Here is a 24,337-nt window from a genome sequence, read left to right as displayed (position 1 = left end):
GTTTGCTTGTGTACCTTGCCTCTTTATATATGCAATTGTCATGCCAACCCATTTCTCTTATAAAATCTCCTTATTTTTATAGAATTCCTTGGTTGAATCCCCTAATACCGCGGACATTTTTTAAAAACCCTCTCATCATAAGTATTTACACATTTGCAATCATGGTAAAATTTTCGCATGGATGATAAAATTCAAAGATTTCATTTAGCACCTCTAGTGGGTGGCAACTTCTTCTGTTTACTCCATTCTTCATAACCGCCTGCAAGGCTTTGTACTTCTTTAAAACCATGAACTTGTAGTAGGCTTGCAGCGATGGCGGATCTTCCGCCAGTTTTGCAATAAACCAAAATTGGTTTACCATGCGGAATTTTGTGTACCTGTTCCTGTAAATGACCAAGCATCACATGCTTCGCCTGCGGAATATGGCCTTTCTCCCATTCGCCCATGCTTCGGACATCAAGCACATATATGCTTTCTGTTTGAATTGCGTCATCTATCATGTCCATTGTCACTTCTTCATATTTCATAACGCGTGAACCAGATTCGCCAGCCTGCTCAATGATATATGGTTCCATTGTTGCAATGACGCGATCCAATCCAATGGACTGGAGATCATTTATCATATCTGCCACATCAGCATTGCATGCTAGAAGATATATATGCTGGTCATAATCCAACAACCATCCCGCCCAAGTTACAAATGATTTGTTATAAGGGATATTAATTACCCCTCGTATATGCTTGGTGGCAAATTCACTGGCTGGACGCGTATCAATGACAATTCCCTGTTCCGTCCATTCCTGCACAATATCTATTGAAACCTCCATATGATGTGGTGTTGCCATCCTACGAATTTGCTGCGCTCTCTCTTTATTCAACCGCTTCATCATTGAAAAATAAGGGGGGGCCTCCGGCTGTCCAGCCAACAGCGCTTCTATAAAGCGATCCTCATTATCATATTGCAATGCCCAATTTGTCCGTTTTTCATATCCGATGGTTGACGACGGGATTGCACCTAGCGCTTTTCCACAGGCACTGCCCGCTCCATGCCCTGGCCATACTTGCAGATAGTCTGGAAAGTTTTTAAACTGTTGCAATGACCGAAACATCATGCGTGCCATTTTTTCTGAGGAACCATGTACCCCTACGGCTTTTTCTAATAAGTCGGGACGCCCCACATCACCCACAAATACAAAATCTCCGGTAAATATGCCGAGCGGATCCTTGGTAGATGCACCCCCATCTGTTACGAGCAACGATATATGTTCAGGTGTGTGTCCCGGTGTATGTACCACCTCAAAATTCATATTTCCAATAGAAAATACATCTCCATTTCTTAGAAAGCAGTGTTCATACCCAGTTGCGTACTCATATTTCCAGTCCGCCCCTCCTTCATCAGACAAATACAATGTGGCCCCAAGCCTTGAAGCTAGCTCCTGTGAACCAGATAAAAAATCCGCGTGGATGTGCGTTTCCGTTACACCCACGATCCGTACACCATGTGCTCTAGCCGTTTTAATATAAGGTTCTATATTACGTGACGGATCAACAATGATCGCTTCGCCAGTAGCCTGACATCCCACAAGGTATGAAGCTTGAGCCAGTTTCTCATCATAAAAATACTTGAGTAGCATAAATCATCCTCCTTTTAAGGGTCTTACTTACTTTTGTTTTGTTATGCCTATTAGAAATGTTATTACATCATACCTTTAAGCATCCCGTTCCAATACATAACGGGAAGCAAGTTTTTCTTCAATACATACATACTGAACCTCTCACGGGATTGATCGATAGGAAAGGTTTCTTGCGGCTTTAAATCATAATTGAATTCAGCCAGTATAAGCCGCCCGTATCCAGTAACAAGTGGACATGATGTATAGCCGTCATATTTATGAACCATTTGTTTGGCACGCATCCGATGAAGTAAATTTTGCACAAGCACGGGCGCTTGTTTGCGAATTGCAGCCCCTGTTTTTGACGTAGGCAAGTTTGTGCAATCCCCTATGCCAAATATATTGTCAAAGTGTTCATGCTGCAGCGTATATTTATCTACATTCAGCCAACCATTACTAGCTGCGAGCGAACTATTCTTGATAATATCAGGGGCGCTCATCGGTGGTACCACATGAATCATGTCATAATGCATATCCACATGCTCTTTTGTGGTCAGATTTTCAAATGTCGCTCGTTTCTTGTCACCATCAATTTCAATGAGATGATGCATAAAACATGTCTCGATTTCTTTTCGTTCAATTATTTTATTTAGTGCCTGTTCATATTTTTTCACATTGAATATGGATGGGCTACCTGAAACAAAAATAACCGAAGATTGCGGGCGAACTCCTGATTTTCTGAAATAATCTTCTGCCAAATACATAATCTTTTGAGGAGCTCCACCGCATTTTACCGGCGTGTTCGGATTGGTAAAAATGGAAGTCCCCCCCTTAAAGTTTCTGATCGCCTCCCAAGTGCTATCAACATAATCATAAGAGTAATTACTACATACCCCATTCTTTCCAATACTCTCTTTTAACCCCTTGATTTCATGCCAGTTAATTTGAATCCCGGCAGCGACAACTAGATATTCGTAGTGCAGTTTCTTTCCGGATGCTGTTACAACAGCATTTTCATCCGGCTGAAATGTGGTAACCGCATCCTGTACCCACACGGCTCCGCTCGGAATAACGGATGCTTCCTCCCTTTGTGTCACAGTTTTGTCAGCTTCGCCAGCTCCCACAAGTGTCCATAATGGCTGATAATAATGTTTCGTCGCAGGGTCAATGATGGCAATGTTTCCGCTCAGAGTGCGAGATTCACGCAGGAGACGGGCTGCAACCGTAATTCCGGCACTGCCCCCTCCTACAATCAAAATTTTGTAATGTGTCTCATTCTTCATATTTGCCATTCTAATCTCCTCATCTCAATTTTATAAAGTAGCTCACCTATCTAACACTCCAGCATTAATGATTTGCATGTAAATGGAGACCAACATAACAACACCGGAAAATACATAATGGAGCGTACGCTGCTGTTTGCTTAAGAGCACTGCCAGCCAAGTTCTGACTGTTCCGCCGACAAATCCCCATCCAACAAATGCGAGCATAATCCCCTAAAGCAAAAAAGTTATATTAAAAGTTATATATTCTTCTCTTCTAGCCCTAAACGCTGTATAGTTCCTATGCAAAAAATAAGTTGATAAAACCGGTGATTTTGAATATATTGCCAATAAATATTGAGTAACTATCAATATTTATTGGCTTCAGATTGATGCGGGTCTCTGATTAACGTTACAAAGTAGAGCAGCTCTAATTGAGTTTCAGTATTGGATTTGTATGGAGGCGGCACCGAAATCTTTTTGGATAGCGCCCTCCCAATTAAATACTAGTAAATGATTATCTTTTTAATTTTCCACTTTCTTCTACGATTTGATTGAGAAACTGTTCAACCTCTTCCTGGCTTTTTCCGATTTTACTTACAAAGCGATTAAGTTCCTTCCCTTCTTGAAAAGCAATAAAGCTTGGGATTCCATACACATCTAGCTTCTCTAATAGTTCAGGAAAATGGTCTCGATTTACTGCGATCATATCTATTTTTTCTTTATACGCTTCTTCTACAATTGGCATGAATAAATTGGTATTCTGACAGTCTGGGCACCATTCAACATAAAATTTGGCAACAACTGGTTTTGTTGATAAAATTGCCTCGTCAAACTCTTGCTTAGTTTTGATCTCTTTCATAATTACAATCCTCCCTATATTTTGTTCTCAATGTTATACTGATTGTCTCTCCATTACTTGATCGCTCTTGCATCAAGATATCTTTCGCAATCCAGAGCAGCCATACAACCACTTCCTGCAGCAGTAATTGCTTGGCCGTATTTATGATCTTGAACATCCCCGCAGGTAAAATACACCAGGAATATTTGTTTGTACCAGGATTCACGATGATATATTCCGTATCGTCCCGTAAATTGATCCACATCCGCCGAGCAAACCAAGTACGAATCCGACAATAGTTCCTGAAACAATGGAGAGTAGTACTTCAATAGTCGTCATTTTCTCTCCTGAGACTCTTACCAACAAAGCTGAATAGTTGGCTATTCAGCTCTCCCTCCTTTCTTGATTTACTCTTATTTATATAAGCAAAAATCATGCCAACTAATTTCTCCTGTAAAACCGCTTGTTTTGCACCCCCCACACTTTATAAATTCTCAATTTTGCCACCATTCCTCTTAAAAAGACTTTCTCATCAAGCTTGAAGCCTTCTTAGGAATAGGAACTATTTTTGCACCTGTAATAAAATAAAATGGTTCTTTAACATAGCGGTTAACAAGAATTTTTATTTTCGCTTCGGTTAACAGAAATAGGATACATAAACAATGTTAATGTGTTACTTCTGATGAAAGAAAAAAATCGCCTTCAATTTATTTAGGCGATTTAACGTTACTGGTATTATAGAATTTAAAACTGGATGTATATACTGCCGTCCTTCAGTTCAGTCCTAAGCCAGGCTCAAAAGAGAGCTGGATAGGTCTTACATGAACAGAATTTGTGGCTAACTCTGACGGAAGATTTATTACGTACCTTTACTTCATTTTTTGTTATTTTTTAGCGACACTTCTTAATCTTCCATACACCACGTTTATCTTTAAAAAGCTTTATTGGACACCTGCTTTTTGCGTATCACTTTTTAAACCAAATCGCTCACGAGGCTGACAATATGACTATCCCTCATCCAACTACAAACGATTGACTTCTCGCATTAATTCTTCGCCCCATTTTTTGCCATAGAAAAATCCCCTCCCAGGTAAACTGTTAAGAACATTTTATCATGTCCTCTTTTTCCTCAGTCTACCTGTAGGGGATAATACAAAATTTCTTCTTTTTTCTTATTTTAAGTCTTCAATCGAATCAATATCGACGTAATCCGGTACGACCAGACCAAGCTTTGTTCCTTTTAAGTTTGGTCCAAGGTCAACCATTTCATCTTTGTACTTATTATAGTATTCAAGATGTGTTCCCGGAAGCCATGCAGCCACCATTGCGTCCGCACTTCCGTTTGCTACGCCAGCAAACATCGGCCCCACTTCAACCTGACTTAATGTTACATCATAGCCATTCTGCTCCAGCACTTTGCTAATCACATTGGTACTGGCAATTTCAGTGTCCCAGGCAACATAAACCAGTTTGATCTTTTCACCATTTCCTGATTGTGCACCTTGGGTCCATTTGGACACTTTGTCCTGATTTTTCTTTATCCATTCTTCTGCTGCTTCTGAAGGAGACATCCCATCAGCAACCTTGACCATTACATCTTCCATATCTTTTGTTTCCCAGTAGAATTGATCAAGAATTTTATAGGCACCAGGCGCATCCTGTTCAAGTCCTTTTCTGGCAATGGAATTGATGTTTTCAGCCTTGCCGAAGGATCCATTCGGATCTTCGAGATATTTCAAGTCATATGTCGAGAACATCCAATGCGGTGACCATCCAGTAACGACGATCGGTTCTTTTTTATCAATTGCTTTTTTCAATTCTGCAACCATCGCTGCCGATGACCCTTCAACCACATTCCAGTCATCCAGCTTATAATCATCTATAGCCGTTTTAGTCAACTTCATTATTCCTGCTCCAGGTTCAATTCCGATGATTTCATAATTGGCTTTGGCAGCAAGACTGTTTTGATCCCCGTCCACTGCTTTTTCTTTTGTAAAAGTACTGAATAGTGCAGTACCCACAAAAAGTAAAGCCAAAATCGTAAAAATGATTTTCCTGCTAACGATATGCTCGTAAGCTGGCTTACGAAGGTTTTGCGTGATACGATCGAGTATGATTGCAATGATTACGATGGATAATCCTGCTTCAAATCCTTGCCCCACATTAATTTGGCTGACAGCCCTGTAGACATCCGCCCCAAGTCCGGGTGCTCCAACCAATGAGGCTGTAACAACCATGGATAATGCCAGCATGATGCTTTGGTTAACTCCCGCCATAATCGTTGGAGTAGCCAATGGTATTTGTACCTTGAATAACTTTTGGCTGCTGGTTGAACCAAATGCATCAGATGCCTCTATCAAATCATTAGGCACTTCCTGAATCCCAAGATTGGTCATTCGGATTGTCGGTGCGATCGCGAAAATGAATGACGCGATGATTCCAGGCACTACCCCTATTCCAAAGAATAAAATCGAAGGAATCAAATAAACGAAGGCAGGCATCGTTTGCATGAAATCCAAGATTGGGGTTACGATATTGCGCACGGTTTTATTTTGGGCACACCATATTCCGATCGGTATCCCAATCAATATGGTGAGGAATCCTGACAAAATAACGATCGCCAGTGTTTGGATGCTTGATTCCCAATAACCAAGATTATCAATCAATAGTAAGCTGATTAATGTAAATAATCCCAATGTCCATTTGCTTGTATAGGTAACCAGAAGGGTCAGGACGATGATTAAAATGATCGAAGGTCCTGCACTCATTACATCGACCAAGATATTCAATAAACCCTCAATCACATTCGTTATAAATGTAAATAATCCAGCAAATACAATGGTAATCCAATCCACTAAAGAATCGACCCATGCTCCTAGTGGGATTTTCGGCATATTCATTGAATTATTCACTCTCCATTTCATTCAAGGAATCTTTATTTCCGGCCAAAGCACCAATAACGGCACCGCGGAGAAGAATTCCTTTAATTCTGTTCTGATCATCGATGACTGAAATTGGCAAGCTTGAAGTCGCCATCACATCCATGAGGTTTCCAAGTAATTCATCCTCTTTTACAGTTGGGATATCGGTTGTCATCACTTCAGAGATCGATTGGTTATTACTCATTGCCTGACGTGCCTGTTCAGCAGTCACGGCCCCCAATAACTTCTGCTTCCTATCCACAACGAAAATGCTGGAATACCCTTGTTTGCGCATGATTTCCAAGGCAACCCTCGGGCCTCTGTCCACCGCAATCTTCTCTGGGCGTATCATCACATGAGACGCTGTCAATACTTTTGATAGATCAACATCTTCCACAAACTTCTCGACGAATTCATTGGCCGGATTCATCATGATTTGTTCAGGGGTACCCAATTGAATTACACTTCCATCTTTCATAAGGGCAATTCTATCCCCGATTCTTAATGCTTCATCAAGATCATGGGTAATGAAAATGATCGTTTTTTTGTACTGATCTTGGATTTGAATCAGTTCATCCTGCATATCCTTACGAATCAATGGATCAAGGGCACTGAAGGCTTCATCCATCAGTAGGATATCCGTATCACTGGCGAGTGCCCGGGCTAACCCAACCCTTTGCTGCATACCGCCGCTAAGCTGTGATGGCATCTGATTTTCGTAGCCTTTCAATCCAACGGCCTCAAGAGCCTTCATCGCATTTTCATGACGTTTTGCCGGATCCATTTTTTTAATTTCGAGCCCGAATTCAGCGTTTTCCAATATCGTTTTATGCGGAAATAAAGCAAAGTTCTGAAAGACCATGCTTATTTTCTTTTGTCTGACTTCCCTTAACCGGGCCGCGTTCATCTTCACGATATCTTCATCATCAATTAAGATTTCACCCAAAGTGGGATCGATCAAACGATTGAACATGCGGATCAAAGTGGATTTCCCGCTTCCTGATAGGCCCATGATGACAAAAATCTCGCCGGGATAAATCTCGAAATTAACATTATTCACTCCGACCGTTTGTCCCGTTTCCTTCAAGATTTCTTTTTTCGTTTTGCCTTGCTTCAATAAGTCTGTTGCTGCTTTTGGAGATTTGCCAAAAATTTTCGAGACATTTCTGACTTCTACATTCGGCTTCATCAAGTCACCTCATTCTAATAGTTGCCCATATGATATTCAGTTTTGCTGAATTCCCCCGTTTTATGCGAGTGATGATTATTAATGCACAAGTATCTTGAAATAACCGAAATTCTACCCTAATGCTTTTTCTTCAAAAAAAGCGGAAGTGACACTTATTCAGTGCACAGGGCATAACGTGCATAGAAAAATAATCTATATTTATTATTCCCAAGAAGTACTTCTTTACTTGGATTATATTATGTGTGATAAATTGAGCATTTCAAGTAGGAAAAAAGAGGTGCAATCACAACTGAGGAAACAAGCAGGCACAACATATACCAACTGTAATATAAACGATTTCCACTTAGAGTTTTGTCCAGATGGACTTACGACTACCCTCTAATGTATTTCATTTCCTTAACCAGGTGGAATGATACTTGCAGTGCAGTATAACACCAAAACGCATAGAAATATGATTATGGGATTCCCAATGTGTCTAATTTGAGCTTGCAGGGAAAAGAGGTGCAATACAACTGAGGAAACTAACAGGCACAGCATATACCAACTGAAATATAATGGTTTTTTTTTTAGAGTTTTGTCCAGTCCCAGCACACGGAATGAACCTGTATCCCTAAAGTACTTCATTACCTTAACAAAGAATGAATATAAATTCAAATGATGTGGGGCGGAATTGTTGTGTATATACGGTAAGATAGTGCACCTTATGAAAGTGGCACCACCCCTCTAAAAACATTGATTTATCAACGGTTAAAGCAAAACCGGGACATCGAAACATATTTTCGGACAAACGATTTATCATTTTTTTTAAATGGGAAATAATCTTACAATCGAATACTCTTCGAGGACAAAACCAGAAGTACAAAAAAAAACGATATATGGCTACTTTAGTTAGTGGATTGCCTTCTTTCAATTAATCCGTTCACAGAGCTTCTTTGGCTGTACAAGCTTTCAATGCTGCAAAAGATATTCAATAAAAAAATACAGTCCATCACTAACATGTATTTTTACTAAACCGGTGTGACCAATCGCTACACCTCTATTGCTTTACTGTTCATTATCAAGATTTTATTTCCACTATTTTTTGTTATTTTAAAATCCGGCACGTAACAACCGTATTTCCCCAAATGAATATCCTAACATCACTAGATTTCTTGTTAAACAAAACCCTCATTTTCACTTACCAATTCATAATTTCTATTACTTATAGATTCTTTCTGTGGTATTGCTGCAAATGAAGAGAACCTGAGAGAAAATGTGGAAACCAACGTCGGTATCATCACGGCAATCAGTCCTCATATCGGCTACGAGACAGATTTCCATTTTGCTCGCGAAGCTGTGGCTACAGGAAAGTCCGTGAGTTGTGTATGAAGCATGGGGTTCTTGAAAAAGAGGAACTGGATGGCATTTTGAATCCTTATGAAATGATTCATCCCGAGATTGCAGGTGCGCATCCATTGTCGAGAACATAAGATATAACAAGTATTTGAAAGTACTTTAGGTTTTGTTAAGAAATATAAAATAGAGATTTCCTGTTAACTTGGAGATTATGTGGCTAATCAAACAATTTATGAGTACATTCTTTTTTTCAACTTCACCCCTGGTGAAGTTGTTGCCGTTATAATCCTAAGGAACTTAGATTTGGTCTACTATTTGAATTATGTCCTGGTCCTCGCTTATTACTCCTTTATCAAAAAACAACCTCGTGTTAAATCGGTAGGATATGTGCTCTGATGACAGGGCAGCGGAAACCGGCAACTGGAATGAAAATGGAATAAGGATTTCCTGCTTCTCCTCTATAAATTTTGTTGTCAGTATGGTTGTGGTGTCAAAGATCCGTTGCACATTATTCACCTTGTCTAGCTGCACTAAGTCACACTCCAACCGTTTTATTTTTTGCTCACAGATTCCTCCTATTATGTAGTATTCACCTGTTATCCGTTCTCCCAGTCCATACATTACCTTAGGCAATTTAAGGTCGATTACAGCTTTTCCTACTCCTAATTGTGACAGATATCTTCTCAACAACAAGTTGTTTTCCCTCCTGGAATTTTACTACAACACTTAAAAATGATTAATGTTTGGTATTTAAGTTACTCGTCCCCATCACCGAAAAAACCACCAAAATCTTCAAACTGTTCATCCACATCAAACATTTCTTCTTCTACGCCGAGGGCATCAGTAGCCCCTTCAAACATTTCATCCATATCCAAACCATCTATCATTTCGCTAAGCAGCATTCCACCCAATACTCCTGCGGCTAATCCTCCAACCATGCCCCCAACACCACTGAATTTATTTCCTGTATGTGAATATTGATCATGGTAAGAAAATGGACGCGTGAACAATTGAGGCTGTTCCACAACCTCTGAAATTTGCTCTTGTAAAAAATGGGTAAGCTCTTGATGTTCCTCTAACAGTCTATGATCAATAACAATTTCCCGTTTGGCTTCAATTTCTTGATGCCCATTTCGACAATCGATTTCCATAAACACCTGCTCTACATCTTCTTTCGAAGAAACCCGTATCTCTAATTCATTGACCTGGCCGGCAAATTGAGCAGTAGGAAAGAATGAGAATTCCTGTCCATACGCATCCACTTTTCCTGAAGTAGGTTTTTCCCGAAAACCCAACTTACCAAGTGAGTTGAAAATGGCTTCTAGTTCCTTTGGAGCCTTAAGGACCAATGCATCTACATCAATGTGATCCAATCCACCTTGAATATCTAAGTGAGTATCGAAAAAGTAAGAAATCGAACCTCTTGTCAGAGGAAGATCTTGGGGGATATTGTAAGTGAAATCAAAATGTTTCTCTTCCTTTTCCTTAATGGTAAACGGACCGCTTAAAGGTACAGATGACACTTTTTTCGTGACACTTTCCCCGTGTTTTGTCCTCACTTTAATCATGAAGCCAACTGCTAACTGGTTAATTTGTTGTTCCACTTCTCCGCCATGTAAAATTACTTCCCCTTTTAGTGTCTCACCAGCATAATAAGAACGGTTTTCGTAGCGTAAATCGACAGTTGCTGCACCTTTCCCTAACTTAGCCATAAACTTCTTAAACATTTGGTTCATTCCTCCTTTAATTTGCTTAGTCTGTTATGATAATTTCACTTTCGGTTGAACCCATCAGTTTATACGAATATATAGCTCTTAAAGTTTCATTCACCTTCCATTTTTCTAATATTGTCCTCTTGAATATTATGTGTTCCTAACTGCCCCTTTAGATTAAAAAAACTATTAATCTTTATCTATTTACAATCTGATAAACCAATAAAATATTATCCAAGTAAGAATGAGCCCATTCAATTATATTAGTAATTGCATATTATGAGCTTACACCAACTAATGGAAGTATTAGCTTTATTAAATGACGATTTGCTATTTGGTAAATCGTTCTTTCTAAGAATTGGAATAATGGTGAGCGATAAATAATGATTACGCTCATACACTTCAAACAACCGTTCTGTTAAAGCTAAGTAACCTTTATCCCCTTTATAGAAAGATAATAAGAAGTCTTTAATGTTTGTATACTCGGTTTGTATACAAGCCTTTGTAATTCCCGTCAATAAAATCGTAAGTTTCTGATTTTCCAGGTAAAAATGCATTCATACAGGAATAGATAATTTCATAATGAAGCACCCACCAAATAAAATCTTTATTCTCTAGAATGATTTCTGCTTGTATAAAACTTTTTAAGAAAAGCTAAATATCACGCTCCATATTTTAAAGAATGGTGAGCGTAACTTGTAATACAGCGGCCTTACCACAGGAGGATTGATGAAGATGTATCCATTAAAAAGAGAAAAAATAGAATCGAACTCTTTTTTTGAAATAGACAAAAGCTTAACTCCCATCCCTTTTACTTGTAAATCATGTGGGGAAACCTATGATGAATCTCTTATGAAAATAGAATTGAATGTATGTCCGAAGTGCCAATATCACTACCCCGTTACAGCATATGACCGCATTTCAATGCTTACAGATAGTAGTTCTTTTTCGGAATTCAATAAACGTTTAATTTCCGTTGACCCGTTGAACTTCCCTGAATATAAAGATAAATTAATTTCTGATAAGAATAAGACTGCATTAAATGATGCGGTTATTACTGGGGAAGCTTCCATAGGTGGCTATCCGGTTGTGATTGGTGTCATGGATTCTCGTTTCCGTATGGGAAGCATGGGATCAGCAGTCGGTGAAAAAATCACAAGAGCCATTGAGGAATCATTAAAAACACGAAAACCATTTATATTGTTTTCAGCAAGCGGCGGAGCTCGCATGCAAGAAGGAATTCTTAGTCTCATGCAGATGGCAAAAACAAGTGTTGCTTTAGAACAACTAAACTACGAAAAAATTCTTTTCGTATCCGTTTTAACCAATCCTACAACGGGTGGAGTTTCTGCTAGTTTCGCTTCATTAGGTGATATCAATATTGCCGAACCACAAGCTTTAATTGGCTTTGCAGGAAGACGCATAATTGAACAGACTATAAGAGAAGAACTTCCAGAGAATTTTCAAACCTCTGAATTTTTATTGGAACATGGGCAACTGGATATGGTTGTAAATAGGAGTGAATTAAAACAATCATTAACAACCATTTTAAAAATCCATCATCTCAATTTCAGGGAGTGTTTTAAACGATGAATTTGCAAGAATTAAAACAACTGGAAAATCAAATTGCTGAACTGAAAGAGGTGTCTACAAAGCATAATCTTGACCTTAACGAAGTATTAAAAAATCTTGAGCAAAAAGTCAATGAAATCAAAACTCATCTTAATGAGAATATGGAAGTTTGGGATAAAATTCAATTATCTAGAATTCAACAACGCCCTACTACTTTAGATTTTATCCACCATATTTTTGATGACTTCATTGAACTTCATGGTGACAGACTTTATGGGGAAGACCCTGCATTAGTTTCAGGAATAGCTACCTTCGAAGGAATGCCTATAACTGTTTTAGGAAATCAAAAAGGTCAAAATACAAAAGACAATATCTATCGCCGTTTTGGCATGTCGCAACCTGAAGGCTACAGAAAAGCCCTAAGAATTATGCAACAAGCCAATAAGTTCAATCGCCCCATCGTAACATTTATTAACACGCCAGGAGCCTTCCCAGGACGTGAAGCCGAAGAACGTGGACAATCTCAAGCTATCGCCCATAATCTTCGTGAAATGGCTAGTTTTGGAGTACCAATCATTTGCTTTGTAGTTGGTGAAGGTGGGAGTGGTGGTGCGTTGGCTCTAGGGATTGGCAATCGAATCTACATGCTAGAAAACACATTTTATTCGGTTATTTCACCTGAAGGAGCAGCAGCAGTGTTATGGAAGGATGCCACACAAGCAAAACGAGCAGCTGAAGTATTGAAAATTACGGCTAAGGACTTGATGGAGCTAGGGGTGATTGATGAGATCATCAAAGAACCTGTTGGAGGAGCACATATTGACATCCCACTTCAATCGCAATTTATCAAAGAAACATTACGAAAAGCATTACAAGAACTTGGTCAATTAGATAAAGGCATTCTACGCCAACAACGTTTTGATAAGTTCCGCAAAATTGGTGAGTATATGGAGGAAAGGACATTTAAATAAGTTGATGAACAATTATTTTCCAACATGTTCATAGACCATTTCATATAGACGATAGACTCAACAATACCTTCATATATTTTGTAAGACAAAATATATTATCAATGTCTTTCCTCCCCAATTACCCTGAATCATTATATATCCTTTTGTTACATTATTCATGGCCATGCCAAGTAACCCTCCAAACCCTTTTGGAAGGGCTTATCTCTGTTTTACAAAACCGTTAATTAATCTATATCTAGGTAAGTCTCTTTCCTATTAAACAAAGCATAAATTCAATGAACCTCTCCAACTTCATCGAACGACTTCACGCTTTAATTCTACTGTATATGTTTTAAATGTTTGTCCCTTTTCCGCCATAAAAAAATCCCCTCCAGGTAGATTATTAAGGACATTTTGTCACTCTACTTGTAGGGGGATAATGGGATACTACCAGTTCTTAAAAAAGGAATATCCCTAAAATGAAATTGATATAGTGCGTATTGATTCAATCATCTCCAACTGTTACTTCGGCTTAATCGACTGGAACAGATGATCATTTTTTCATCACTTCAAATTATTGTTTATTTTGTTTCTTGGCGGTAAGGAACCTTGTCATTTAAAGGCTGCTAACTTTCTTAACATAGAAAGTTGTATTTATTAATAATTAATCCAAATAAATTATTAAAAGAAGTCTTATGTCTATTTTGCATTCCTATGTTCATCAAAATCAATTTTGCAATCCTTTAGCGGAATTACTTTTGTTTTCTTAATGAACTTATATCCAAGCCACATTACCAGAAAGAATGGGATGCCAAGATAGGCAGCGAACACACTGGCCCAGTTAATTTCAGCGCCGATAAAGGCCTGATAGTTTTGCGCCGATAAAACGAAAAAACAAAGAGCAAAGGAAAATATCGGTCCGAAAGGAAACCACTTTGACTTATAGGGAAGATCGTCCAGTGAATACCCTTGAGCAATATAAGCTTTTCTAAACCGGTAATGGCTCGCCGCTATACCTAGCCAAAATATAAATCCAGTGACTCCAACCGCATTCATTAGCCAAATATAAATAACTCCATCACCGAAAACGGAAGCAAAAAAGGCCAGCATCCCTACAAGTGAAGTGACAACCAGTCCCCAAATGGGAACGCCGCGCTTGTTAAGCTTCCCAAAAATACGCGGTGCCAGTCCTTCTTTTGCCATTGAGTACAACATTCGGCTCGTCACGTAAAGACTCGAATTTCCAGCGGATAATACGGCTGTCAAAATGATGGCATTCATCACGGAAGCAGCGAATGCCAGTCCCACTTTTTCAAACACCATCGTAAATGGGCTAACCATGATCGTGTGTCCTTGCAGACTGCCATTCGTATAAGGAACGATCAGTCCAATAACAAGTATGGCCAGGATGTAAAAGAGGAAGATTCTCCAAAAAATGCTGCGAACTGCACGAGGTACATTTTTTGCCGGGTCTTCACTTTCACCGGCTGCCACACCGACTATTTCTGTACCTTGAAAAGAAAATCCAGCAGCAATGAAAATACCCAATGTAGCCAAAAAACCACCGGCAAACGGAGCGTCACCAACTGTGAAGTTTTTAAAACCAATCGCCTCTCCGTTCATAATCCCGAATATCATCAATATTCCGACAACGATAAAAATGATGATGGTTGCCACTTTAATGAGGGAAAACCAATATTCCCCTTCGCCATACCCTTTAACGGATACGTAATTCAATAAGAATATCAAAACTAAAAACAAAGAACTCCATAAAAAAGACGAGCTGTCAGGAAACCAAAACTTCATTACCATCGTTGCGGCAGATAGTTCCGCGGCAAGTGTCATCGCCCAAGTGAACCAATAGTTCCAACCAAGCGCAAACCCTAATGCTGGGTCGATGAAACGCGTAGCATAGGTACTGAAAGCTCCGCTGACTGGCATAAATGATGCCAGTTCCCCAAGGCTTGTCATAATAAAATAAACCATTATACCAATTACGGCGTAAGCGACCAAAGCACCGCCAGGTCCTGCAGAGTGAATGGCCGGCCCGCTTCCGAGAAACAGCCCTGTACCAATTGCACCGCCTAGCGATATCATCGTAAGGTGGCGCGCTTTCAGCTTCCTTTGTAAAGTATTTGACGGCTGGTTTTTTTCATTTATGACAGGTGGTTGCAATTGCCGATTTTCCAAATTAGATTCCCCTCCAAAAATGCATTTTTAATCTAGCACGAATAGGTAAAGCCGATCATTCCATCAATGGTCACTTCCTGCATTTATTACTATTTCAAGGTCATTTTCTTTAATGCCGAGACCTTTTTGGATTTCTGGGATCTATGTAGCATTTAAATAACGATGTTAGGCTTAAAACCCAGTTCAAAGGGCTATAAGCCTAACATTCATTCGGATATTCCGCACTTCATATTATGTTGTAGGTAAACTCCTATGAATAAATGAATTCCAATCGATTTGATGTAACCAGCTTGCCGTTGCTTCAATATCTTTAGAAAAGATACGATCTTGTGTAATGCTTGGAATGAGCTTTCTGGCTTCCGTATACAACTCTTTTGTAAACGGAGCCATCTTTTCTGTTCCGCGGTATTCCACCGCCTGCAAGGCACAAATGAGCTCAATCGCCAAAACGCGGCGTACGTTCTGAATGATTTGATGCGCGTGTCGGGACCCAATCGTTCCCATGCTTACATGATCTTCCTGGTTCGCTGAAGATGGAATGGAATCAACACTTGCAGGATGTGCGAGTGTTTTATTCTCAGAAACTAGTGAAGCGGCACAATATTGCATGATCATCGCTCCCGACTGCAAGCCAGGTGACGGACTTAAGAATGGCGGTAAATCATTCAGCTGAGGATTGACGAGTCGCTCAATGCGGCGCTCTGAAATGTTCGCAAGCTCGGCAACAGCGATTTTCATGAAGTCCATCGCAAATGCAATCGGCTGGCCATGGAAGTTCCCCCCTGAAATAACCTTTTCCCCATCGTCAAAAATAAGCGGATTATCCGTCGCAGCATTCATTTCGATTTCCAGTTTTTCTTTTACATAATCAAGTGTTTGCCATGATGCCCCATGCACTTGCGGAATGCAGCGGAGCGAATAAGCATCCTGTACCCGCAGTTCTCCTTGTTTGGTGATGAGCTGGCTGCCGTTGATCATGCGACGAATCCGTTCCGCGACCTCTGTTTGCTGGCGGTAGCCTCGTGCTAGATGAACATCGGCATCAAAGGCATCTTCTATGCCGCGTAAACCTTCTAACGTCAGTGAAGCGATCGCTTCAGTTTGATGTGCCAGCTGTTCGGCTTCAATGTAATTTACGAGGCCCATCCCAGTCATGGCCTGTGTTCCGTTAATTAATGCCAGACCTTCTTTTGCTTTAAGTGTCAGAGGAAGAATGCCTTCTTTCGATAAAGCTGCGATGGCCTCCATTCGCTCTCCTTTATAAAACACTTCCCCTTCTCCCATCAATACTAGCGCCAAATGCGAAAGCGGCGCCAAGTCCCCACTTGCCCCAAGAGAACCTTGCTGAGGGATGACCGGGTGGATATGGGCATTCAAAAGATCGATCAAACGTTCAATGACGATAGGACGGACGCCGGAAAAACCTTTTAATAGCGCATTGGCACGGAGAAGGACCATAGCTCTCGAAACGACCTCAGGAAACGGCTCCCCGACTCCGCAAGCATGGGAATGAATCAAATTCCACTGTAGCTGCTCTGCGTCCTCTGCATCAATCAATACATCGCTGAATTTCCCAAAACCTGTTGTGATGCCATAGATGACTTTCTTTTGCTTCACGATATTTTCAACCGCTTCCCGGCTCTTTTCCACTTTCTTGACACTCTCGGCAGAAGCCGTGACAAATGCCTCCCCATACAATACTTTTTTCGCTTCTTCAATCGTTAAAGTTTGGCCCGTTAACATAATCATTTCATGCACCCCTATTCTTTTTTTAAACAAACAAAAGGAGGCCGTATTGACAGACTTATCCAGTCTTTCAATACAGCCCCCTATTTCACTAAATAACTATAGGCTTTTAATTATTTAAATGTGGTTAATTCCCAAGCCAACGGCTTCATGTTCAAATCCCCGTACCGGTGCTCCAATCGTTCCATACACGGCTACAGCAATCCATTCACCTTCGTCCCCGTTTTTAAACGGCCTGCCCCGAACGATGGCAAACCGAAGGCCCGCAGTCCTCAAAAGACCGCCAAGCTCAACTTGGCCGCGTGTCACTCCTTGGAGTGCTTCGATGATCGCATGATACAGCGCATGCATTTCACGATACATATCGGGATTGACTAATCCAAGCCTTTTCGCTGATGTCTCAATGGCCGCAACTATTTTCTGCAGCTCCATTGAACCGACTTTACCTTTTCCATAAAGCCAATCCATCCGCTTAAGGTCATTCGTCAATATGACTTCTTCCTCTTCGTTCGCAAACGCGTACATGATTGCATGGCGCCCGATTCTTCTGTCGAATTCCTTTGTCATGCAGGTACCTCTTTTACAATTTTCTAAATACACTAATAACTAAATATCATTGTAAGCGGATACAAGCTGTTCGGTCAATATATTTTTTAAAATAGTTCTTTTAGGGGATGATTCATCACTCCCGAAAGCCGGTTTCTGCCCGTACAGTTCTCATCAATATTCTTTGAAAACTGCAAAAAAAGCCCATCCTCATAAACGTCCTGAAAATGGGCTTTTTTTCTGAAATTTTTCTGTACTTCACCAAAATATTAAATGTTGATTGGAGATAAAAGAAATCCAGACATCCTGCCATAATGATAACAAGAAAAAAGTCCTACCAACATGAACAAATGGGAGGCCTTAAACTTTATGGGAAATATACATTCATTCATTCGTTTCCAATGCTTCATAAATAGCAGTTACAACACTTCCATAGCTTCCTGTTTTGAAGAGGTCGCCAAAAAACTGATTGGAATTGGCTACAGAGTTAACGAGCGGAGAGTGCTTTTTATTTGTTAGTAACACAATCCCTAAATCCATCTCCGGATCAATGATCGTGACTGTCCCGGTCCATCCAGTATGGCCGTAGGCACCGTCACTCGCATGAGGACTGAACATCCACTCCATGCTTGCATCGCCATTTCGTCTCCACCCAAGCCCATATGTAGGATTCATCTCGGAAGGTGCGACGAATTCATCGATGGTTTCTTGATCAAACAACATATGTTTACCGTATCCCCCGCCATTCAGCATCACCTGCAGAAGGACAGCCATATCTTCCGTATTGGAGAAAAGACCGGCATGCCCTGAAACGCCTCCCATCGAATAAAAGGCTTTTTCATCATGTACTTCCCCTTGAAGTGTGTATGTGCGAATGTTAGGGAAGTCTATCACGCCATCCCGGGTGTTGCCAAGCAATTCAGTTGCGGCAAAATCCTTTGGCTTAAAGCCCTTTTGAAGAGGATTGAACTTTGTATTTTTCAAACCAAGCGGCTTGTACAATTCATTTTCAACATAGGCATCAAGCTGCTGACCAGTTATTTCTTCAACAATTGCGCCAAGCAGCATATAATCGACATCACTGTAGACATTCTGTGTTCCAGGTACATATGTGAGCGGTGTTTTGGAAATGAACTCGATGGTCTTGTCCCGCTCCTGGGAATAAAGTTCTTTCGAAACCTTTGGATTATGGTATTGCGGATCGGGTCTAAACCCTGCTGTATGATGAAGAACATCAATAATCCTCAGATTGTCCTTTCCTTTGATTACATCCTCCTCCGTGTCTTTGAATTCAGGAATGTATTGCTGGACTCTTGCCTGGATATTCAGCTTGCCTTCGCTGACTAGTTTCTGAATGGCAAAATTGGTTGCATACATCTTCGTGTTTGAAGCAAGGTCAAATAACGTGTCATTTTCCATTCTCTGAAACTTCTTAAGAGGTGTATGTTCATTAAACTTCTGTTTGTACCCGTAGCTTTCATTTTTAACGATCTTTCCGTCCTTTATGACAATCAGGGCAGCACCGGGGAAACCGGCTGCCACTTCCATTTCAATAAGCTGATCCACCTTTTCCAGCTTTTCAGACGAAAAGCCCGCTTCTTCTGGTTTTTTTGCTTTCTTTAATATTGGATACTGGCCGGCATTCTCCTTACTCACAGCGGCTTCATGATTTGAATTTTCATTAGCAAAAGACACGGATGGTGCTAGTAAGGAAAGTGCCAGAATTGAACTAATTGTGCAGCTTGTCCATATATTCATCATTTTCCACCCCTTTGAAATCACTTTAGAAAATAAAGAGCAACTTTACCGAAAGATAATAATCTCATTCATTCCGTTCCTTTTTCACCAGGCTTCACAATCCGATAAAGCACTAATCGTGTATGTTCCGGGTTGCGATTGGGTTATATTATTCTCAAGTTGATAAATGTGGATATTTCCCAAAATCGGATGTTATTTACAAATAATTCTCAATTTTCAGTATATGTCATTTCGATCATCATTTCAATTTGATATTGATATTTTTAAAATTATATTTCAAATCGTGAGCATAAGTCATCCCCAGTTCAAAGAAGAAAAACCAATGTTTATTAAAGTTCACCATAATCAATGAGTCAATCGGATAAGTCGAGTTTCTCCTCTACTATGCGAAGTATAAATTGATGGCAAATACAGCTAATGGCTTTTTAACTTCATTGCATAAGAAACATAGAAGATATTAATACTATTTGAGAAATAAAGGAATTTCAGCTGCTATCTGAGACAAATATAGGGTGATGAAAATGTGGAAAACAATTGTTTCCTACCTTCCAGAATGGCAGGTTTTTATACAGGCTTTCATTGTGTTTGTTATTCCGTATCTAATCAGCAAATTGTTTAATTTGCTTCGCACCTCAAAGGATGAGTGATGATGATGAAAGAGTGGATATCAAAGATTGGTAAAAAAGGAAAAAGTAACGAAAAAGACAAACAAGAAGCATATCCCCCCCAAGATCCAACACATCAGTTTACAGATGATCTTAATTTTAATCTTGAATGTGTTAAGCAAGAAATTGGCCATAATTGGGATGTGCATTTTCGGGAATTTAATCTAGGGCGAACCGGTATACGGTCAGTTATCATTTTTGTGGATGGACTATCGGATAAAGATCTCATTGATAAGCATATCATGCCATCATTGATGGTTGATTTTTCAGCAGAATATAAACAGAACCTTCCCTACCTCAAGGGAAGCATTTCAAAAGAATTCATAAAAAATGAAGTGTTATCCATTAGTGAAATAGAAGCTGTCCGTTCCATTAAAGAGTTAGCATCTAAAGTACTAACAGGTGCTACCGCCCTTTTAATTGATGGATCATTGGACGCGCTGATCCTAGGAACTGCAAAACATAAAACAAGGGCGATCGAGGAACCGGTATCAGAGGCATTAGTCAGAGGTCCACGGGTCGGTTTCACTGAATCATTGAGTGATAATACATCCTTTTTAAGGTGCAGTGGTGAAATTGAGAATTTATCGTTAGTAAAATTCCAAGTAGGAAAGCGTTCAAAAAAAGATTTAGTTGTCGCTTACATAAAAGATATTGTTGATCCCGAATTGGTGCAAGAGGTGGAAAATCGAATTAAGAAAATTGATATTGATAGTGTGCCGGAATCAGGTTATGTAGAGCAACTTATCGAAGATAATTACCTTAGTCCTTTTCCGCAGGTACAGAATACAGAGCGTCCTGATCGGGTGATCGCTGCTTTGATGGAAGGGCGAGTGGCCATCTTGTTAGATGGGACGCCATTCGCTTTGATCGTTCCGGTTACATTGAGCATGATGTTGCAATCACCGGAAGATTATTATGAAAGGTGGATTCCTGGCACATTCATTCGTATGCTTCGTTACCTCGCAGCTATTCTGGCTCTTTTTACACCGTCTTTGTATATAGCTTTCATCTCATTTCATTCAGGGTTGATTCCGACCAAACTGGCCATCTCCATTATCGGAACCAGGTCCGGGGTTCCATTTCCGGCACTTATCGAAGCATTATTCATGGAAATAGCCATCGAAATTTTGAGGGAAGCAGGACTGCGATTGCCTAAGCCAATCGGTCCCGCAATGGGAATTGTCGGCGGTTTAATCATTGGGGAAGCTGCTGTACAGGCAGGGATCGTTAGCCCTGTTTTGGTCATTGTAGTAGCATTAACCGCCATTTCATCATTTTCCATTCCGCACTATAGTATTGGGATTACATTACGGATTCTGCGTTTTCCAGCTATGATTTGTGCTGCTACATTTGGATTATACGGGGTCATTCTCTTTTTTCTTTTAATGGTCAGTCATTTAGTGAAATTAAAAAGCTTTGGTGTGCCTTACTTGAGTCCAGCCGTTCCTTATCGCTTAAGTGAGTGGAAAGACCTGATAGTGCGAATGCCACTTATGATGATGAAACGCCGTCCAAAGATGTTGCATACAAAAAACCCCATACGTAAAGGATAACCTATCGGTGAAAGGGTGGTTAAATAATGATTCTCAGCCCGAAAGACAAAATTACAACTCCACAAGCAGCTGTCATTGTCATCAACTTCATACTCGGCACAGGATTACTCACCCTACCCAGATCATCTACGGAAAAGGTACAAACACCAGATGTATGGATAAGCGTTATTTTAGGCGGAGTCATCACAATAACCGCGGGGCTGATCATGGTCAAATTAAGCCAACAGTTTCCCGAAAAGACCTTCTATCAATACATCAATGCAATTGTAGGAAAATGGCTGGGTGGGTTAATAAGTTTAGTTGTAATATGTTACTTTCTTACAACTTCCAGTTTTCAGCTCCGTGCAATGGCGGAAGTAATAAGGTATTTACTTCTGGAGGGTACGCCTACTTGGGCAATTATCATGATTTTCATGTGGGTAAGTCTTTATCTCATCTTCGGCGGCATTAATCCGATCGCCCGTCTTTTTGAAATTATTTTACCTTTGACAGTTATCCTTTTTTTGGTTGTTACCTTCATGAGCTTTAAAATATTCGAGATCGATAATCTCCGTCCGGTATTAGGAGAAGGAATCGTCCCTGTACTAAAAGGAGTAAAAACAACGGCTCTCGCTTTTTCAGGGCCTGAAATCATGCTACTGCTTATTCCATTTATGAATTCACCAAAAAAAGCAGTAAAAGCCCTGCTTGTTGGAGTTTCCATTCCATTAATTTTTTACGTGATAACGGTCGTAATGGTTATCGGGGCATTATCTGTTGATGGAGTGGTCATGAGAACATGGCCGACACTTGATCTTATCCGAAGTTTTGAAGTCGCCGGTTTGATCTTTGAACGGTTTGAATCTTTATTGCTCGTTGTTTGGATCATGCAAATATTCGCCACATTTACGATCACATTTTTTGCAGCCGCTTTAGGGCTGGCTCAAATTACGAAAAAAAGCATTCACCCATACATGTTTGGTTTGCTTCCGATTCTCTACATCCTTGCCATGATTCCGAAAAATATCAATGACCTATTTAAGCAAGGAGATTTCGTCGGCAATATCGCAATGTTTTTATTCGGTTTACTCCCCCTTCTACTGCTTATCATCTCAAGAATAAAGGGAGGGAAAAAATATGAAACAATCACATAGCAATACACGCCCCCTCTTCATTTCCCTCTCCGTTTTTTTGTTCTTATCCCTTACAGGATGTTGGAGCAGTCATGAAATTGAAGAGCAAAGTTTAGGTATAGGTTTGGCATTCGATAAAGCCAAGCAGTCCACCATTGAGAAAAAGTTAAACGAACAAGGGGAGGGTTATTCAAAAAGGAACCTGATTACTGCAACCTATCAATTTATCACTCCTCTGGTAGCGAGTTCGACAACGAAACAATCCGGTCCACAACAAAAATCTTATGTTAATGTTTCTGAAACTGGAGACTCCTTTCATCAAATGGTTCGTGAATTATCATTGAGAAGTCAACAACCCGTAACCGCTCACCATATGAAAGTGGTTGTTATCGGTGAAAATCTTGCAAGATCGTATAAGTTGGAACAATTACTTGATCAAAATCTACGAGAAAGTGAGGTTAGACCAAGCTGCCTTGTGCTCATCAGTAAAGGAAGAGCAAGCAAAACACTGGAAACAAAGAAAGCAGGAGAAATTCCAGCGTTCCGTCTGGCTGGCATTGTAGAAAATGCATATCGAACAACGAGGATTTTGCCCCCCATGTCGCATATTAAAGTAGAAAGCAAGATCAAATCAGGGTCTAGTTTTCTGATGCAAAAAGTTCTATCAGCAGAAGGGCAAGTCAAATTTGCCGGAGCTGCCGTAATCGATGGAAAGACACACAAAATGACTGGTACTTTAAATGAAGAGGAACTGGAGGGCGTAACATGGATAACAGGTAAGGGAAAAGGCGGGGTAGTGAAAAGCTTTGATAAAGAAACCGGTCAGCTGATTGTATATGAAATAGAGACCATGAAAAGCAGTATCCTACCACGAGTTAAAGGAAACAACATATCTTTTGATGTAAACATTGAATCTGTGGGAAGACTGTCTGAAAACTGGGTAGTTTCAGGAGATACTTTTAAAAATGAATTTCTAAAAAAAGCAGAAAAATCATCTGAAAAAGAAGTGAAACGCTTGGTGGGGAATGTTTTAGAAAAAATGCAAAAAGAATACCAAGTGGACGTTGCTGGCTTCGGAAATCGATTGAGAATTGAGCACCCCAAAGTATGGAATAAGGTCAAAAAGGATTGGGACCAAACATTTAGTGAAGCTACAATCAATTACGATGTGAAATTAACTATTAATGATTATGGAACAACAGGAGGATCAAAGAAGTGAATCCTCAGGATGAACACTTAGAGCTTCTAGCATTGAATTGTTGGAAATGAAAACTATTTATACGTATACGATGAGCATGAAAAGACCTCCCACAGTAAACTGTGGGAGGCCTTCAACTTTAAAGTCACTCAAGGTCCTGCATAAAACCTT

General features: G+C 40.0%; 17 protein-coding genes and 2 pseudogenes. 6 read left to right on the top strand and 13 right to left on the bottom strand.

The window, feature by feature from the left end:
- Positions 1–200: 200 nt before the first annotated feature.
- From ABOA58_RS01880 to ABOA58_RS01850, 7 genes and pseudogenes are all read right to left on the bottom strand, one after another.
- The gene (locus tag ABOA58_RS01880) at positions 201–1,634 is read right to left on the bottom strand and encodes an MBL fold metallo-hydrolase (protein WP_350300991.1); all 1,434 of its coding nucleotides are present in this window, start codon (positions 1,632–1,634) and stop codon (positions 201–203) included.
- 62 nt (positions 1,635–1,696) lie between these two features.
- Positions 1,697–2,896, bottom strand: coding sequence for an FAD/NAD(P)-binding oxidoreductase (locus ABOA58_RS01875; RefSeq protein ID WP_350302766.1), 1,200 nt, complete (start codon positions 2,894–2,896; stop codon positions 1,697–1,699).
- 42 nt (positions 2,897–2,938) lie between these two features.
- A complete protein-coding gene (locus ABOA58_RS01870; RefSeq protein WP_350300990.1) occupies positions 2,939–3,103 on the bottom strand; it encodes a hypothetical protein in 165 nt (54 codons plus the stop codon).
- Between the two features lie 289 nt (positions 3,104–3,392).
- Positions 3,393–3,737, bottom strand: a complete 345-nt coding sequence (locus ABOA58_RS01865; RefSeq protein ID WP_096340872.1) for a thioredoxin family protein — start codon at positions 3,735–3,737, stop codon at positions 3,393–3,395.
- A 53-nt stretch (positions 3,738–3,790) separates the two neighbouring features.
- Positions 3,791–3,926 (bottom strand): annotated as a pseudogene (locus ABOA58_RS01860) (thioredoxin-disulfide reductase); the annotation flags it as partial.
- A gap of 962 nt (positions 3,927–4,888) precedes the next feature.
- Positions 4,889–6,616: a glycine betaine ABC transporter substrate-binding protein gene (locus ABOA58_RS01855; protein ID WP_350300989.1), complete on the bottom strand. Its 1,728-nt coding sequence runs from the start codon at positions 6,614–6,616 to the stop codon at positions 4,889–4,891.
- Positions 6,617–6,620: 4 nt separating this feature from the next.
- The gene (locus ABOA58_RS01850; protein WP_350300988.1) at positions 6,621–7,826 is read right to left on the bottom strand and encodes a quaternary amine ABC transporter ATP-binding protein; all 1,206 of its coding nucleotides are present in this window, start codon (positions 7,824–7,826) and stop codon (positions 6,621–6,623) included.
- Between the two features lie 1,218 nt (positions 7,827–9,044).
- On the opposite strand from ABOA58_RS01850, the pseudogene aspA reads away from it, so the two are divergent.
- Positions 9,045–9,295, top strand: a pseudogene (gene aspA / locus ABOA58_RS01845) (aspartate ammonia-lyase); the annotation flags it as partial.
- 163 nt (positions 9,296–9,458) lie between these two features.
- On the opposite strand, the gene ABOA58_RS01840 reads toward aspA, so the two are convergent.
- Both ABOA58_RS01840 and ABOA58_RS01835 read right to left on the bottom strand, forming a co-directional pair.
- Positions 9,459–9,854 (bottom strand): sporulation protein, encoded by a 396-nt coding sequence (locus tag ABOA58_RS01840; RefSeq protein ID WP_350300987.1) that lies wholly within the window; start codon positions 9,852–9,854, stop codon positions 9,459–9,461.
- A gap of 62 nt (positions 9,855–9,916) precedes the next feature.
- The gene (locus ABOA58_RS01835) at positions 9,917–10,888 is read right to left on the bottom strand and encodes a sporulation protein (RefSeq protein WP_350300986.1); all 972 of its coding nucleotides are present in this window, start codon (positions 10,886–10,888) and stop codon (positions 9,917–9,919) included.
- A gap of 720 nt (positions 10,889–11,608) precedes the next feature.
- Here ABOA58_RS01835 and accD point away from each other — a divergent pair.
- Together accD and ABOA58_RS01825 are read left to right on the top strand one after the other, a co-directional pair.
- Positions 11,609–12,466 (top strand): acetyl-CoA carboxylase, carboxyltransferase subunit beta, encoded by an 858-nt coding sequence (gene accD, locus ABOA58_RS01830; protein WP_350300985.1) that lies wholly within the window; start codon positions 11,609–11,611, stop codon positions 12,464–12,466.
- Positions 12,463–13,416 (top strand): acetyl-CoA carboxylase carboxyltransferase subunit alpha, encoded by a 954-nt coding sequence (locus ABOA58_RS01825; protein ID WP_350300984.1) that lies wholly within the window; start codon positions 12,463–12,465, stop codon positions 13,414–13,416. Before accD ends, ABOA58_RS01825 begins: the two co-directional genes overlap by 4 nt.
- Positions 13,417–14,094: 678 nt before the next feature.
- Here ABOA58_RS01825 and ABOA58_RS01820 read toward each other — a convergent pair.
- The 4 genes from ABOA58_RS01820 to pbp4b all read right to left on the bottom strand — a co-directional run bounded on the left by ABOA58_RS01820 (position 14,095) and on the right by pbp4b (position 19,635).
- The gene (locus ABOA58_RS01820; protein WP_350302765.1) at positions 14,095–15,492 is read right to left on the bottom strand and encodes an amino acid permease; all 1,398 of its coding nucleotides are present in this window, start codon (positions 15,490–15,492) and stop codon (positions 14,095–14,097) included.
- 324 nt (positions 15,493–15,816) lie between these two features.
- Positions 15,817–17,334, bottom strand: a complete 1,518-nt coding sequence (hutH, locus tag ABOA58_RS01815; protein WP_350300983.1) for a histidine ammonia-lyase — start codon at positions 17,332–17,334, stop codon at positions 15,817–15,819.
- A gap of 114 nt (positions 17,335–17,448) precedes the next feature.
- A complete protein-coding gene (gene hutP, locus ABOA58_RS01810) occupies positions 17,449–17,898 on the bottom strand; it encodes a hut operon transcriptional regulator HutP (protein ID WP_095392619.1) in 450 nt (149 codons plus the stop codon).
- Positions 17,899–18,261: 363 nt separating this feature from the next.
- A complete protein-coding gene (gene pbp4b, locus ABOA58_RS01805) occupies positions 18,262–19,635 on the bottom strand; it encodes a penicillin binding protein PBP4B (RefSeq protein ID WP_350302764.1) in 1,374 nt (457 codons plus the stop codon).
- A gap of 652 nt (positions 19,636–20,287) precedes the next feature.
- Here pbp4b and ABOA58_RS01800 point away from each other — a divergent pair.
- From ABOA58_RS01800 to ABOA58_RS01790, 3 genes are read left to right on the top strand one after another with little or no spacing between them, the layout of a single operon-like run.
- Positions 20,288–21,856 (top strand): spore germination protein, encoded by a 1,569-nt coding sequence (locus ABOA58_RS01800; RefSeq protein WP_434547780.1) that lies wholly within the window; start codon positions 20,288–20,290, stop codon positions 21,854–21,856.
- 26 nt (positions 21,857–21,882) lie between these two features.
- Positions 21,883–22,989, top strand: a complete 1,107-nt coding sequence (locus tag ABOA58_RS01795; protein ID WP_350300981.1) for a spore germination protein — start codon at positions 21,883–21,885, stop codon at positions 22,987–22,989.
- A complete protein-coding gene (locus ABOA58_RS01790) occupies positions 22,973–24,187 on the top strand; it encodes a Ger(x)C family spore germination protein (RefSeq protein WP_350300980.1) in 1,215 nt (404 codons plus the stop codon). Before ABOA58_RS01795 ends, ABOA58_RS01790 begins: the two co-directional genes overlap by 17 nt.
- Positions 24,188–24,337 lie beyond the last annotated feature (150 nt).

The sequence above is a fragment of the Peribacillus frigoritolerans genome, from assembly GCF_040250305.1.
GTDB lineage: Bacteria > Bacillota > Bacilli > Bacillales > DSM-1321 > Peribacillus.
The sequence above is the reverse complement of the archived record's forward strand: the minus strand, read 5'-3'. Positions and strand labels throughout refer to the sequence as shown.